The 14809-nt window shown below is 38.6% G+C and carries 15 protein-coding genes and 1 other annotated feature; of the genes, 3 read left to right on the plus strand and 12 right to left on the minus strand.

Annotation, left to right across the window (positions count from 1 at the left end; genetic code table 11):
* Window positions 1-22: 22 nt before the first annotated feature.
* Window positions 23-257 (minus strand) — a binding site (T-box leader).
* The 3 genes from divIVA to CKV67_RS10400 all read right to left on the minus strand — a co-directional run bounded on the left by divIVA (window position 254) and on the right by CKV67_RS10400 (window position 2509).
* Window positions 254-781 (minus strand): septum site-determining protein DivIVA, encoded by a 528-nt coding sequence (gene divIVA, locus CKV67_RS10390; RefSeq protein ID WP_003720348.1) that lies wholly within the window; start codon window positions 779-781, stop codon window positions 254-256. (Overlaps the previous feature by 4 nt.)
* Before the next feature lie 95 nt (window positions 782-876).
* On the minus strand, window positions 877-1398 hold the full coding sequence (locus CKV67_RS10395) for a transcription repressor NadR (protein ID WP_014093357.1): 522 nt from the start codon (window positions 1396-1398) through the stop codon (window positions 877-879).
* A 4-nt stretch (window positions 1399-1402) separates the two neighbouring features.
* Window positions 1403-2509: a cysteine desulfurase family protein gene (locus CKV67_RS10400; protein ID WP_014093358.1), complete on the minus strand. Its 1107-nt coding sequence runs from the start codon at window positions 2507-2509 to the stop codon at window positions 1403-1405.
* A gap of 127 nt (window positions 2510-2636) precedes the next feature.
* On the opposite strand from CKV67_RS10400, the gene nadB reads away from it, so the two are divergent.
* Genes nadB through nadA form a run of 3 tightly spaced genes read left to right on the plus strand, consistent with a single transcriptional unit; the run spans window position 2637 to window position 6033 of the window.
* On the plus strand, window positions 2637-4094 hold the full coding sequence (nadB, locus tag CKV67_RS10405) for an L-aspartate oxidase (RefSeq protein ID WP_014093359.1): 1458 nt from the start codon (window positions 2637-2639) through the stop codon (window positions 4092-4094).
* On the plus strand, window positions 4091-4936 hold the full coding sequence (gene nadC, locus CKV67_RS10410) for a carboxylating nicotinate-nucleotide diphosphorylase (RefSeq protein ID WP_014093360.1): 846 nt from the start codon (window positions 4091-4093) through the stop codon (window positions 4934-4936). Before nadB ends, nadC begins: the two co-directional genes overlap by 4 nt.
* Window positions 4933-6033: a quinolinate synthase NadA gene (gene nadA / locus CKV67_RS10415; RefSeq protein WP_014093361.1), complete on the plus strand. Its 1101-nt coding sequence runs from the start codon at window positions 4933-4935 to the stop codon at window positions 6031-6033. Before nadC ends, nadA begins: the two co-directional genes overlap by 4 nt.
* A 34-nt stretch (window positions 6034-6067) precedes the next feature.
* Here nadA and CKV67_RS10420 read toward each other — a convergent pair whose 3' ends face one another.
* From CKV67_RS10420 to murD, 9 genes are all read right to left on the minus strand, one after another.
* Window positions 6068-6844 (minus strand): YlmH family RNA-binding protein, encoded by a 777-nt coding sequence (locus CKV67_RS10420; protein ID WP_014093362.1) that lies wholly within the window; start codon window positions 6842-6844, stop codon window positions 6068-6070.
* Window positions 6845-6970: 126 nt separating this feature from the next.
* Window positions 6971-7261 carry a YggT family protein gene (locus CKV67_RS10425; RefSeq protein WP_014093363.1) on the minus strand — a complete coding sequence of 97 codons (291 nt, stop codon included), beginning with the start codon at window positions 7259-7261 and terminating at the stop codon, window positions 6971-6973.
* 22 nt (window positions 7262-7283) lie between these two features.
* A complete protein-coding gene (locus CKV67_RS10430) occupies window positions 7284-7742 on the minus strand; it encodes a cell division protein SepF (protein WP_014093364.1) in 459 nt (152 codons plus the stop codon).
* Between the two features lie 3 nt (window positions 7743-7745).
* Window positions 7746-8435, minus strand: coding sequence for a YggS family pyridoxal phosphate-dependent enzyme (locus CKV67_RS10435; protein ID WP_014093365.1), 690 nt, complete (start codon window positions 8433-8435; stop codon window positions 7746-7748).
* 117 nt (window positions 8436-8552) lie between these two features.
* A complete protein-coding gene (ftsZ, locus tag CKV67_RS10440) occupies window positions 8553-9731 on the minus strand; it encodes a cell division protein FtsZ (RefSeq protein WP_014093366.1) in 1179 nt (392 codons plus the stop codon).
* A gap of 68 nt (window positions 9732-9799) precedes the next feature.
* Window positions 9800-11071 (minus strand): cell division protein FtsA, encoded by a 1272-nt coding sequence (gene ftsA, locus CKV67_RS10445; protein WP_014093367.1) that lies wholly within the window; start codon window positions 11069-11071, stop codon window positions 9800-9802.
* Window positions 11072-11434: 363 nt separating this feature from the next.
* Window positions 11435-12229 carry a cell division protein FtsQ/DivIB gene (locus CKV67_RS10450; RefSeq protein WP_014093368.1) on the minus strand — a complete coding sequence of 265 codons (795 nt, stop codon included), beginning with the start codon at window positions 12227-12229 and terminating at the stop codon, window positions 11435-11437.
* A 22-nt stretch (window positions 12230-12251) separates the two neighbouring features.
* A complete protein-coding gene (gene murG, locus CKV67_RS10455) occupies window positions 12252-13343 on the minus strand; it encodes an undecaprenyldiphospho-muramoylpentapeptide beta-N-acetylglucosaminyltransferase (protein WP_014093369.1) in 1092 nt (363 codons plus the stop codon).
* Entirely contained in the window at window positions 13340-14707 is a 1368-nt protein-coding gene (gene murD / locus CKV67_RS10460) for a UDP-N-acetylmuramoyl-L-alanine--D-glutamate ligase (RefSeq protein ID WP_014093370.1), read from the minus strand. Before murD ends, murG begins: the two co-directional genes overlap by 4 nt.
* Window positions 14708-14809 lie beyond the last annotated feature (102 nt).

Genomic DNA, 14809 nt, shown 5'->3' on the forward strand with positions numbered 1-14809 from the left:
AAACGCAAAAAAATCTCTCCCAAAAAGGGACGAGATTCGCGGTACCACCCTTGTTGACATGCATTTAGTCTGCCTGTCCACTTCATTTATGCCATAACGCTGGCTTGCGCTAACACTTACTCAAGCGATTGCTCTTTCGGGTTAGAACTAAAGAGTGATTTCTATTCTTTAGAGGATAGCTGGCCTCGCACCATTTACCAACTCGCTTCATATCCCATTATCTAAAAAATATACTTGTCTCTAATTATCGTTTTTAACGTTCTTCAGATTCAGCTTGTTCTACTTCTTTGATTGATGCAAGTTCAGTTGCATCTACATCGTAAGCCATCATTTGTTGCCAATCTTCACTTTTAATCAAGTCCATTTGTGCTTCTACTAGCATGCGCAAACGTTCGCGGAATACTTTGGATTGACGTTTTAAGTCTTCAATTTCAATCGCAATCTTTCTAGCTTTAGAAAGAGAATCACTTAAAATCCGGTCCGCATTTTTTTCAGCTTCACGAACAATTAGTTTTGCTTCTTTTTCTGCAGAAGCTTTTACTTCCTCCGCAGCTGTTTGTGCGACAATTAGTGATTTGTTTAGTGTTTCTTCAATGTTTGTAAAATGACCTAGACGTTCTTCACTATTATTTAAAGTGTCCTCAATACGCTTTTTCTCTTTAATAACTTGTTCATAATCTTTAATGATTTGATCAAGGAAGTCATTTACTTCGTCTTCGTCATAACCTCTAAAACCACGGGTAAACTCTTTGTTATGTATATCCAGCGGCGATAATGGCATATCTAGCACCTCCATACGACTTTTTGTTTATAAATACCTAACATACATTCTACCATAGATACTAGCTTTTTCCTAGAATTTATATTGAAAAAAGGCTAGATTAAAAATCCTGCTTTCTCAAGTTCTTGGATGGCTAGTTCGATTTGTTCTTTTGTCTCTGCTTCAAGGGTATGCAAATGCGTGCCATCTGTCAACCCAGATAACATTGCTGCACCTGTTGTCTGTAATTTTTTAATGAATTTTTCGACATCCAACCGATTTTTCAAATGAAGAGAAGCTGTAATCTCGCCATAAATAGGATGATCCACTATGACATCTATCACTGTGACACCATGATCTACTAAAATATTTAACTCCTCAGCCGCTTGTTCTTTTGTATGTTTCACTGCAATCACTCGTTTCTCACCAGTAAAACTTGTCTCTTCTGCGTAAATATATCCTTGTGGAGTTGCCATAATAGGTTCGTTTCCCGCTTTTAGTAATGAAATATCTTGCACAATGACTTGCCGGCTCACATTTGTCCGACTAGCGATTTGATTCCCGGATATAGGCGAATCTGCTTCTTTTAACCATTTCAAAATTAACTTTCTACGTTCATCACCAAGTATTTTTTTCATTTTATCACCTTTTTCGTAGTAGTTTTGCTAGTTCTTCATTAAAAATCAAACTATCGCTTAATTCATTTTCTTTTCCAAAAGACAAACGGATAAATCGATTTGCTTCTTCTTCTGTTTTTCCAGTAGCAAGTAACGTTCTCGAAGGTTTTGGGTCCCGCAAGCTACAGGCACTTGTTGTTGAAATCTGAATATCTGCTTCATTTAGGGCAAGTAACGCTTCTTGGCCCTGCATATTAGGCAAGGTCAATCCCAAAATAAACGGGGATGTATTCAGCCCACCTTCTACCTTGACTCGTTTAGTCAGCGCAGCACAAATAGCCCTTTTTATATTACGCATCCGTTCCGCTTCTTTTTCTCTAGTTTTCATTATATCATAAGCTGCTGTTGTAAATGCAGCAATTGCTGGAACATTAACAGTCCCTGATCGAAACCCGAATTCATGATGAACATCCGGCAGAAGTGCTTGAAGCGGGATATCTGGTTTAATAAAAAGTAAACCGACTCCTTTTGGGCCATAAATTTTATGGGAAGAAATACTAAAACTAGTTACATCCGTCAATTCCAAGGTGATTTTTCCAAAAGACTGAACAATATCAGTATGAAAGGGGACTCCTGATTTTTTTGCTATTTGTGCTAATTCTGCAACTGGCTGGATAGTTCCAATTTCCGAGTTTACATGTTGAATAATAATCAAGGCGGTATTTTCAGAAATCATTTTTGCTAAATTAGTAGGATTCACCTGACCATCCTTATCTACTGGCAACAACTTCATCTCACACTTTCCTTCCCGCTCAAGTGCTTCTAACTGCTGCCAAACCGAGGCGTGTTCGAGTGGGCTTACTAGTACTTCTTTCTTCTTTCTTGTATGTAGTACAGTTTGAATGGCGATTTGGTTACTTTCTGTTCCACCACTTGTAAATATAATACCCCTCGCTGGTACTTTCAACATTTCTGCAAAACTTTTCCGACACCTTTCTAATAGAGTCGACACCTTTGTCCCGGCATCATGCAGACTTTCTGAATTAGCGAAGAACTCCTTCGACGCATCCAAAAAAACTTTCAGAGCAGCATCATTCATCTGTGTAGTTGCAGCATGATCAAAATAAATCATCTCTTTACCTCCTAAAATTTTGTACTTGAAATTAATTCGATTTTGTGTGATTATAGATGACAAGACAACTGTATATTCATTAGACAGTATACAATTAATCTAACCTACTATGCAAGAGGTGAAAAATATGGCAAAGGAACGAATTATCATTGTCGGGAGCGGCATCGCGGGTTGTATCACGGCTCTACGATTAATGCGGGATTATGATGTGACAATAATCACAAAAGGGCAAAAAGAAGAAAGCAACTCGATGTTAGCTCAAGGTGGTGTTGCAGCAGCCGTTGACAAAAACGACTCGCCAAAAAAACACTTTAACGATACGTTCCAAGCTGGCTGCTACCACAATAGACCAGTCGCCGTCAGAGAGCTCACCACTTGCGGACCTATTATCATTCAAAAGCTCATTAAAGAAGGCATGATATTTGATAAAGAAGGGGACGAACTTGCTTTTGGGCTTGAAGGTGCCCACCAAATACCACGAATATTACATGCTGGTGGTGATCAAACTGGCAAATTTTTAACTACTTTTTTGCAAGAGCAATTAATAAATATCCACTGGCAGGAACACCAGATGGCCATTCAGATTATGAAGCATAATGAGCAAGCGGTTGGTGTTTCTTGTTTAGATTCAGACAATCAATTGCATACATATTACGGAGAACATATTATTTTAGCGACTGGTGGACTTGGACAACTTTTCCCCGTGACAACTAATGCTAGAACGATATCGGGAGATGGTTTAGCACTTGCTTTTAACGCCGGCGCAAAATTAGCTGATATGGAGTTTATTCAATTTCATCCAACATTACTTTTTGTAGATGGTCATTGTCACGGCCTTATTTCTGAAGCAGTACGAGGTGAAGGCGCAAAACTCATTCGCGATAACGGAACAGCCATTATGGCAGGGGTTCATCCATTACTTGACCTGGCTCCTCGAGATATTGTTTCTGCCACCCTTTCTGAGGAAATAGCTCAAGGTAATCTAGTTTTCCTGGAAATCTCTGATGTAAAAGACTTCGAAACGCGTTTTCCAGCTATCACAGCTAGCTTAGACAGTCACCAAGTTCCTTTTCGCGAAACAATGCGCATACCTGTTCATCCCGGCGCTCATTTTTTGATGGGTGGCGTTCGAACAGATCTTAATGGCAGAACGAGTATTCCTGACTTATACGCAGTTGGTGAAGTTGCAAATACTGGTGTCCACGGAGCCAATCGATTAGCTAGTAATTCTTTACTTGAAACACTTGTTTTTGGTGAAAAAGTAGCTGAATATATCCAATCGAACCCAGCAAAGCTATTAAGTCAAGCGGAAACTGCCCCACTTCCTAAAGCTTTTTCCACACCTCATTTACCAGATAAACAACTACTTCAAGAAAAAATTGGCGATGCACTTGGAATTACTAGAACTATGGAAAAGCTCACAGATTTTCTCAACTGGACCAATCATTTTGATCTAGCAAGTAATACCCGAGAAGAAGCTGAAATAAGCCACATGCTCATCGTCGCCAAACTCATTGCGAGCAGTGCACAAAAACGGACAGAAAGCCTTGGTGCTCATCAAATTTTAAAAGGAGTAACGAAATGAATTCCATACTTATGAAACAAGCAATTCAAACTTTTTTATTAGAAGATATCGGACAATATGACCTAACAGCAGATAGCATTTTTGGAAGTTCCGTTGTAGGGGAAGGTGTTTTTCTCGCTAAAGAGAACGGAATCCTATCAGGAATGGATATTCCCCAAGCAGCCTATTCATTTTTTGGCGAAGAAATAGATTATAAACCATACAAAAAAGATGGCGACCTTATTCAAGCTGGTGAAGTTATTGGCTTAGTAGTAGCACCAGTGAGAACTCTGCTTAGCACCGAACGTGTCATTTTAAATTTGATGCAACGAATGAGCGGTATTGCTACTCAAACTAATTTTGCTATAAAACAACTAGATGATCCGTCGATTCGAATTTGCGATACAAGAAAAACTGCTCCCGGTCTCCGGGCCTTCGATAAGCATGCTGTACAGACTGGTGGCGGGTTTAATCATCGAAATGGCCTATTCGATGGAGTTATGTTAAAAGACAACCACATCGCGTTCTCGGGCGGTATAACAAGTGCCGTAGCTACTGTGCGCGCAAAACTTGGCCACATGGTGAATATTGAAGTTGAAACAGAAACAGCTAGCCAAGTAACGGAAGCAGTCCAAGCCGGCGCAGACATTATTATGTTTGACAATCGCCCCCCAGAAGAGATTAAAGAGTTAGTAAAACTTGTTCCAGCTCATATCACCACAGAAGCTTCTGGTAACATCAGCACTGATAACATCGCTTCCTACAAAGGTTGTGGAGTGAACTATATATCACTCGGTTCTCTAACACATTCTGTACGTGCCCTCGATATTAGCTTTAATAGTAAAGGAGGAATGAAAAGTTGAATTTACTAGAAACGGTAGAAAATGATACGATGCCCGCTCGCTATAAATTAATGTCAAAAGAGATAATGACAGAACGTGTTTTTGAAATTAAACAACAGCTCGGGAAAGACCTTTTTATCCCGTGCCATCATTATCAAAAAGATGAAGTTGTACCATTTGCTGATGCAATTGGTGATTCTTTACAATTGGCGCAAATTGCTGCTAATAATAAACAAGCGAGAAATATCGTTTTCTGCGGTGTACATTTTATGGCCGAAACAGCCGATATGCTGACAACCAAAGAACAAATCGTTACCCTTCCGGATATGCGTGCCGGTTGTTCCATGGCAGACATGGCCGATATCCATCAACTAACGAATGCTTGGCCCAAATTGCAAGAACTATTTGACGATACCATCCTCCCGGTGACTTACATTAACTCTACCGCAGCTATTAAATCATTTGTTGGCGAGCATGGTGGAACCACCGTTACATCAAGCAATGCTACTAAAATTGTTGCATGGGCATTAGAGCAAAAAGAACGAGTTTTCTTTCTTCCCGATCAACACCTTGGACGCAATACAGCTTTCGAACTCGGTATTCCACTTGATGCTATGGCTATTTGGGATCCGATTAAAAACGAGCTTGAATACGAAGGACATTTAGCCAATTGCAAAGTAATTCTTTGGAAAGGTTATTGCTCAGTTCATCAACATTTCACTGTGAAGAACATCGAAAACATTCGTAAAAGCTCACCCAATATGCGAATTATCGTTCATCCAGAATGTACCCATGAAGTCGTTTCTTTAGCAGATGATTCTGGCTCTACCAAAAAAATTGTGACAGAAATAAATAACGCCGCACCTGGTACAGAATGGGCGGTTGGTACAGAAGCTAATCTTGTTGGTCGAATCATTCAAGAAAATCCAGATAAAAAAATTGTTTCCTTAAACCCATTTATGTGTCCATGTATGACCATGAACCGAATTGATTTACCTCATTTACTTTGGACACTCGAAGCAATCCAAAACGGCGAAAAGAGAAATCAAATTAAAGTAGATAAACAGACAACCAAATTCGCTTTAAAAGCTCTGGTACGAATGCTCCAACTTAGTTAAAATAAAAAACGAAAGCCGCGAATGCTTTCGTTTTTCATTTTAAGTAGCCAATTTCGACGCGAATTTTATCTTTTTTCGTCCGACCACCAATTTCTAAAATCTTCACTCGACCATACCCACGTGCCGATAATACATCTTCTTCTTCGCATTCAAAATCCGGGTTCTCGACCGTTTTCCAGTTTACTTTTACAAGCCCAGCCACAACTAATTGTTTTGCTTTTTGTCTAGAAATATGATGTGCATTGCTAATAATAACATCGAGCCGCATACTTGAAACGGTAAGTCCCATTTCTTCCCAAATAGTTGGTGTAAATACAGCTTCCGATAAATCCGTTTCTTCTAGCATCACATTTATTTTGCCAATTTTCTCTAGTTGCAGTGTCAAATAATCTTTCATCGTACTTTCTACTAGCAACTGCCACTCTGATCCATTATTTAAAATATCACCAAAAATATCCCGCTTCATTCCGAGCGACATCAGTGTCCCCAGAATTTTTTGATGCGTAAGCGTTGTAAATTTTACAGGATAACGAATATGAAATAATGCAATCTCAAAATCAGCTTCTGTTGGTGTGTAGTAATCCGGATAAATCAGCGCGCGCCTCCGTTCTGCGTGCGCTACACCACCAAAAAATTGCACTTTGATTTGATCGTATCCACCTATAATGGTTTCTGTAATGTAGCGTTGCCTAGGGTCCAAAAAATCCGTTAATTGTGGTGTGTATTCATTTTCCACTTGCATCGTAATTCCGAGTACCTTATCAATAAATGCGTATTCTTCTGCCCGAAAATGCTGATAAATTGCGTCCATAATAAATTTCTCCCTTTCAATTCATCCCAAGTATTTAGTTCTATTATACCATGGAGAAGATTGCTACTAGGCTAATCTTGCTTATTAATTCCAAAAAAAGCCACCCATTGAAAACGGGTGTACTTTTTAAAAAAACATTGGGATTACGTATACTTGAATTAAACTTGTTAACACTCTCATTGCGTATTGGAAAATGAAATAGGCAACTAAAGATGAGATATCAAACATACCAATCGGCGGAATGATTCTCCTAAATGGTTCTAAAATCGGCTCAAATATACGCGCTAAAAATTGACCGATTTTTGATTCTCTTGCCCCTGGAAACCAACTCATTAAGAAATAAATAAACATCAGTGTTGGTAACCATCTGATAATAAATAGAATAACTTCCACCACTTGATATAAAATACTTTGCAATCTAGTTTACACCTCTAATTCATCACATAAAGTTTTGTTCATCCAGCATTTCGGAAATAGAGCCATCCACTTCTACATTGTCTGGAGTACATAAGAAAATATTATTTCCCACACGTTGGATATCTCCACCTAGCGCATAGACTGTACCGCTTAAGAAATCAACAATACGTGTCGCTTGATCATGACTAATACGTTGCAAGTTTACAACTACAGTCTTATATTCTTTTAAGTAATCTGCAAGTTCTTGGGCTTCTGCATATACGCGCGGTTCTGCGAGTACCATATAACTAGAATACTGAGCTCCCTGCATACTAACCACCTTCGCATCATCTTCTTCCACAGCATAAAAACGATTTTTATTTGGTTTTTCTTTCTTCGTTTTCTTTTGCATCGGTTCTGGTTCCCTCGCTACTTCCTCTTCATAATATTCTTCCTCTTCATCTAAGAAAAAGAAAGACTTAAATTTATTCGATAGTCCCATTTATTACACCTCCATATTTTCGTCACTCACCAAAGCTCTTCCTACTCGTATAAATGTAGCACCTTCTGTAATCGCAATCCCGAAGTCGTTCGTCATCCCCATGGATAACTCAGTACAAGGAATATTTTTTAACTGAAGCGCATGAATTTCTTGCTGCAATTGCTTTAACTCATGAAATACGTGATGCAGCTCTATGTCGCTATTTGTAATAGGTGCCATTGTCATTAAGCCAACAATCTCAATGAACTGAAAACTTGCTTCTTGTAAAAACGAAAGCGCCTCTTCTCTAGAAAAACCATGTTTGCTTTCTTCACCGGAAATATTCACTTGTAAGAAACATTTCACAGGTTTTGTTGCCCGCTTTTCGATTTCTTTTGCAAGAGAAGCTCGGTCAAGCGAATGCAAATAGTCGATTTTTGGTAAGACATCTTTTACTTTACGTGTTTGCAAAGAACCGATGTAATGCCAACAAATGTCATCTTTATTTGCAAGTTGTATTGTTTTTTTAAGAAATACATCTGCTCGATTTTCACCGAAGTGACGTATTCCTAAATCATAAAGCTCAGTCATCTCGATTGCATCAATCGTTTTTGTAACGGCTACTAGTGTTATATCCGTTTTATTACGATTACTTTCTCTACAGGCGAGCTCGATTTGTTTAGTTACTTTTTCTAAATTAGCTTGTTTTGTCATTTGTTTTATCACCTTATATAATTCCCGAAGCGCTTTTATTTGAAACGCTTTTTGTTATAATCAGATACCCGGTCACTTAGAAAAAGACAAGCGGCCGGGTGAATTGTGTTATAAGAATTATCCGCGACGATTACGGTTACGGATAAATGCTGGTACATCCACATCTGAACTATTTTGTTGTGGTTCAGCTTGTTGTTCCTGAACTGGACCATTTGTTTGTTGCGGGGCAGATTGCGCATAATCATTTTGCGAATCATCTTGCACAGCATAACTTGGACGATTCACTTGGATAGATTGGTTATTTGGGCGACGATTTGCTTGCGCTTGTTGTTGCGCTTGCTTTTCTTCATCAAATCCAGTTGCAATCACAGTTACAATAAGTTCATCTTTTAATTCATCATTAATAACAGAGCCGAAAATCATATTTACATCTTCATCTGATGCACTAGATACGATTTCTGCTGCTTCTTGTACTTCATAAAGGCTAAGGTTAGATCCACCAGTAATATTCATTAGAACACCTTTAGCGCCATCAACAGAAGTTTCAAGAAGTGGTGATGAAATAGCTTTTTTCGCTGCTTCTGCGGCACGATTTTCACCAGTTGCAATACCGATACCCATTAGTGCAGAACCACGATTTGTCATAATTGTTTTCACATCGGCAAAGTCTAAGTTAATTAAACCAGGAACGGCAATTAAATCAGAAATCCCTTGCACACCTTGACGTAAAACATTATCTGCTTCACGGAAAGCTTCAAGCATTGGCGTATTTTTATCAACGATTTGAAGTAAACGGTCGTTAGGGATTACGATTAATGTGTCAACCGCTTCTTTCATTGCTTCTGTTCCAGTTACTGCTTGTTTTGTACGTTTTGGTCCTTCAAAGCCGAATGGACGAGTGACAACACCAACTGTTAATGCGCCCATTTCTTTAGCAATTTGAGCGATAACAGGAGCAGCTCCCGTTCCAGTTCCGCCACCCATTCCAGCAGTGACGAACACCATATCAGAGCCTTTTAAAGCTTCTTCAATCTGCTCGCGACTTTCTTCTGCGGCTTTTTTACCAATTTCAGGTACAGCACCCGCTCCTAAACCACGCGTTAATTTTGTACCGATTTGTAATTTTGTTTCTGCTTTTGCTAAATTAAGCGCTTGAGCATCTGTATTAACAGAAATGAATTCTACGCCTTGAACGCCATGTTCAATCATACGGTTTACAGCATTGTTTCCACCGCCGCCAACACCGATTACTTTTATTGTTGCCAAACTTTCTGAACTAGTGTCAAATTCTAACATATTATTGCCTCCTATTTGCCGATTTATGCAATACGATTTTTTCTTGCTGACTTACCAGCTATTCACGTTTATTCAAAAAATGCGCCGAAAAAATTCTTCATTTTTGTAGATACTTTTTCGTCATCTGATTTTTTTTGTTTAGGTTGCTTTTGTTTTGGAGTGTCTTCATAATGTGATTCGCTTGCTGTACTACTCACATCACGACCTTCTAATTCAGCCATTTGATAAGCATATTTAATTAAGCCTACCGCGGTTGTAAAGGACGGTTCGCGAACCCCAATGTAGTCAGGAATGGCAAGTCTCACATGTGCAGCTAAAGTTTTTCCAGCTAAATCAATTGCACCTGGAATCGCCATAGAACCACCTGTTAAAACATAGCCGCCTGGAAGATGTGTTTTACCAACTCTAGCTAGTTCTTCTAAAACTAATTGGAAAATTTCTTCCATACGCGCCTCAATAATATCAGCAACTTCTACTTGTGTGAAATGTTGTTTTTGATCGCTACCAATCACATCAATAGCAAAAACTTCATCTGGTGAAGCATCATCATAAAATGCGTAACCATGGTCAAGTTTGACACGGTCTGCATTTGCTGTAGATGTATTTAGCCCAAGTGATAAGTCTTTCGTGATATTATCTCCGCCAACTGGGATAACCCCAGTATAGGTTAATCTGCCTTGTTCGAACACGCTAACAGTAGTAGTTCCAGCACCAATATTGATGAGTGCCGTACCAAATTCTTTATCATCTTCTGACAAGGATATCGACGCTTCAGCTAGTGGTTGTAAGGCAATATCGGAAATCTCCAGCCCAGCACGTTCCACACAACGTAACGTATTATGTAAAATTGTTTTTGAACCAGTAATTAGTGTGCCTTCCATCTCTAAACGGACACCAATCATACCACGTGGATCTGTGATACCAGTTAAGCCATCCACTACAAATTGGTCTGGAATAGTATTAATAATTTCTCTTTCCGGAGATAATGGAACAACTTGAGCTGCATCCATCACGTTCCAGACATCTTCATCTGTAATTTCACGATTTTCGCTACTAACTGCCACAATACCTCGGCAAGCTTCCAAATGAACTTGACTTGATACTACCCCAACGATTACTTGAGAAATTTCAACGCCAACCATTCTTTCTGCTTGTTCAATTGCCTTTTTGATGGATTCTACAGTCTTGTCTATGTCGATAATAATCCCTTTTTTAATTCCCGAGGACTCGACATTCCCAACACCGATAATATTGAGTCGATCGTCAGCCATTTCTGCGATGATTACTTTAACAGAAGCTGTTCCAATGTCTAAACTTACATAAATTTCGCTATCACCCATTTATCGGCACCTCCTTTTATTCTAGTCATTTAATATTTTATTTCATTTTTTATACCGAGCAAAGCCGGTTTTTTAACGTACTTGGAAAAGCATTGTTACTTTTCTATTTTTATAGCGTTAGTGTAGAATGATTGCCCATTCTGGCTAACATACAAAATCACTTATTTACAGTCTACACTAAGAAAGAGGGTAATAAAAGCACAAAGAACAATTTTTGGCAAATTCTTAAGATATTTTTTTTATTTTACCCAAAAAGCGAACAAGTGTTGGCATCCAATGGTTGGCGGTTATCCTTTTGTCACATTTTTGCAACAACTGTTATTTATTAACGCTGAAAATGAACAGAGAAGAAAATGGCCTAGCTTAATTTTTCTTTTTCTTCTCTGCTGCTTTTTTCTCTGCATTTTGTTGATAATAACTTTGGAAATAAGAACCTACTTCAATATCGATAACACCTTTTTGTCCTTCTGATAATTGGGCAACAATCGATGGATAATGTTGCATTTTTTCAGCAAATGTACTAATTGTCGCTGAAACTTTATTCCCATCGTTCATATAAAGCTCGATATGATTATTGTCACTTTTGGTTGGGCTGTAAATTACTTCAGAAATCGAGCTAACGACATCCTTTGGTAGTTGATTAATCTGCGCTACCATATTTTTAAGTGTCTTCCCATTCTTAAAGTTTTGGAACAACAAATCATTCCCAATTGGAAATTGTCTCGGTTGATCTGTTAATAAAACTCCACTTTCAAGAACATCATAATATTTGCCATCATTTTGTTGATAACCAATGGTCTTAAATTCTGTAATATCAATTTGGACATTGTTCATACCTTCTTTGGAAACTGTCGCTTTTTTTATTAAAGTATTTTTTTTAAGTGTTTCTTCCGTTTTCTTGTTGCTAATTCCTAGGACAAACTCGCCAATGGTTAGTCCACTTTCTTTTCGAACTTCATTCTCAGTCAACTGTTTATTTCCGCTCACACCAATTTCATCCAGTTTACTGAGTGGAGAAAGGAAATACAATGTAATTAATATTAAAATCGCAAAAATTCCGATTAAAATGGCTAGATGTCTGATTAATTTTTTCTTCCGGTATTTTTTTAATTCGGGTATACGGTTTTCAATAGATACTACTCTTCTATTTTCAGCCATTTTATTCGCTCCTTTCTACGATTTATTTCATTATGCTTAGGGCAACTTCGACTAGCTTATTTGCCGCATCTGGACGCCCCATTTGTTTGGCACTTGCTTTCATACTATTTAATTTTTCTTCGTCGTTCAAAATGGAATCAATCGCATCCATTAAATTTGTTTCTTTTAATTCTGCTTCAGTAATCACGATTGCTGCATTATTTTTTTCAAGAGCACGAGCATTGTATTCTTGGTGATTAGCTGTCACGTAGGGGCTTGGTATTAAAATGCTCGGAACACCTAATGCTGTGAGTTCAGCCAGTGTTGTCGCACCAGCACGAGAAACAACGAGTGTTACGGCATTGAGAATTTTAGGCATATCATAAATAAACGGTTGTACGCTAATATGATTTCCAAGCTTTAATTCCGCTAGTTTGTCTTTGATTTTCTCATAGTGTACTTCTCCAGTCACATAAAGCAGTTGAAACTCCCGGTTGTTCCATTCTGGCAAAATAGCTTCAACAGCTTCGTTGACACCACGAGCTCCGCGACTACCGCCAAAAACAAGTACTGTCGGTTTACCTGAAACAAGCCCATATGCTTCTAATGCCTGATTAGAATCTACGCCAATCACTTCTGAAGCTCGAGGATTTCCAGTAAAAACAATTTTTTCTGATGCGAAAGAGTCGCTCACTTCTTCAAAACAAATCGCTACCTTGTCTGCATAACGACTTAAAAATTTATTCGTTAAACCAGCGACACTATTTTGTTCGTGAATCAAAGTGGGGATTTTTAGTTTTGCAGCAGCATACACTACTGGACCACAAACATAACCACCTGTGCCGATAACAACATCCGGTTGAAACTCACGAAGAAGCTGTTTGCTTTTTTTGGCTCCACTTAAGAAACGCATCACTGTTTTCACATTTTCGAGTGATAGGGAACGTTTAAAACCAGTTATTTCAATCGCTTCAAAAGGAATTCCTTCCCGTTTGACGATGTCCGCTTCAAGTCCTTTTTCGGTTCCAATATATAAAAACTCCGCTTCTGGATGTCGTTTCTTTAATTCTCTGATGAATGCAAGGGCTGGATAAACATGTCCACCTGTGCCCCCACCACTTATTGCTACTTTCATTTTTCCACCTCTTCTATTAGTTCGCTTATCGCTTCCATGTAGGCATTTCCGCGAACTTCAAATGTCCGGTATTGATCCCAGCTCGCACATGCAGGTGAAAGTAAGATAATATCTCCTGGGGCAGATTCCTTATAGGCAACCGGAACAGCTGCTTCCACATTATCGACATAATATACTTCAATACCTGCTATTTTCCCTACACGGCCAATTTTATCTGCGGTTTCCCCGAAGACTATTAATGCTTTTACATTTTTGAAAAATGGCAGTAATTCATCAAAGGAGTTTCCACGATCTAATCCGCCAGCTAATAAAACAACTGGATTTTTAAAACCTTTTAATGCGCTTTGCGTAGCCAAAATGTTAGTTGCTTTGGAATCGTTATAAAATTTCCGACCTTGCCATTCCACTACAAATTGCGTCCGATGTTCTACACCTTTAAATGTTTCTAGTACGTGCATAATTTCTTCGTTAGTCACTCCTAATGTCTTAGCAACAGCTACAGATGCTAGTACATTTTCCAAATTATGTTCTCCTGGAAGTAAAATACTATCCCGTGCGCCAATGACTTCATCTTCAAACATAATATTTCCATTTTGAACATAGCTTCCTTGACCAAGGCGTTGGGTTGTCGAGAATGGAATCACTTGCGCTTTCGTTTGTTTTGTTAAGTTTTTCAGTTCTTCTTGATCCCAGTTAATAACTAGGAAATCATCCTCGGTTTGGTTTTTCTGGATGTGCCATTTGGCTTGGACATATTCAGAGCGATCTGTATGGTAATCTAAATGTGCTTCATAAATATTCGTAATCACAGAAATATGGGGTCTAAATGTATTTACACCCATTAATTGGAAAGACGAAAGTTCCATGGAGATATACTGTTCACTTGTCGCATTTTCAGCTACTGCTGATGCGGGGAAACCGATATTTCCGGCAAGTAAAGAGCTATTTTCTTTATGTGCATTTAACATATGGTGAATGATTGTCGTTGTTGTTGTTTTCCCATTAGTTCCAGTAATCCCAACAATCGGTGCTTCTGAAATTTGATAAGCTAACTCTACTTCTGTGATAACTGGTATTTTTAGTTTTAGCGCTTTTTCAATCATCGGGTTGTTATACGGAATACCAGGGTTCTTTATCACTAGCTCAAACCCTTCATCTAAAAGTTCAATCGGATGAGAACCACAAATGACTTTAATTCCTTGTTCGAGAAGTCCCTGTGCTTCTGGATTCTCGCTAAAAGGTTTTTGATCATTTACTGTTACAAAGGCTCCCAGTTTATGCATAATTGTTGCCGCGCTAACACCACTTCTTGCTAATCCCAAAACAAGCACTTTTTTGTGATGGTACATTTCAATTTTTTTCATTTCCTTTGGTTCCCCCATTTATATCAAAATTGGCGGTCGGATTCATGAGATTCACAAAAACGACGGAAAGCGCCAACCAGAGTCTGTTAAAAAAACAGCTAA

The sequence above is a fragment of the Listeria ivanovii subsp. ivanovii genome (assembly GCF_900187025.1).
In the GTDB taxonomy this organism is placed as follows: Bacteria; Bacillota; Bacilli; order Lactobacillales; family Listeriaceae; genus Listeria; species Listeria ivanovii.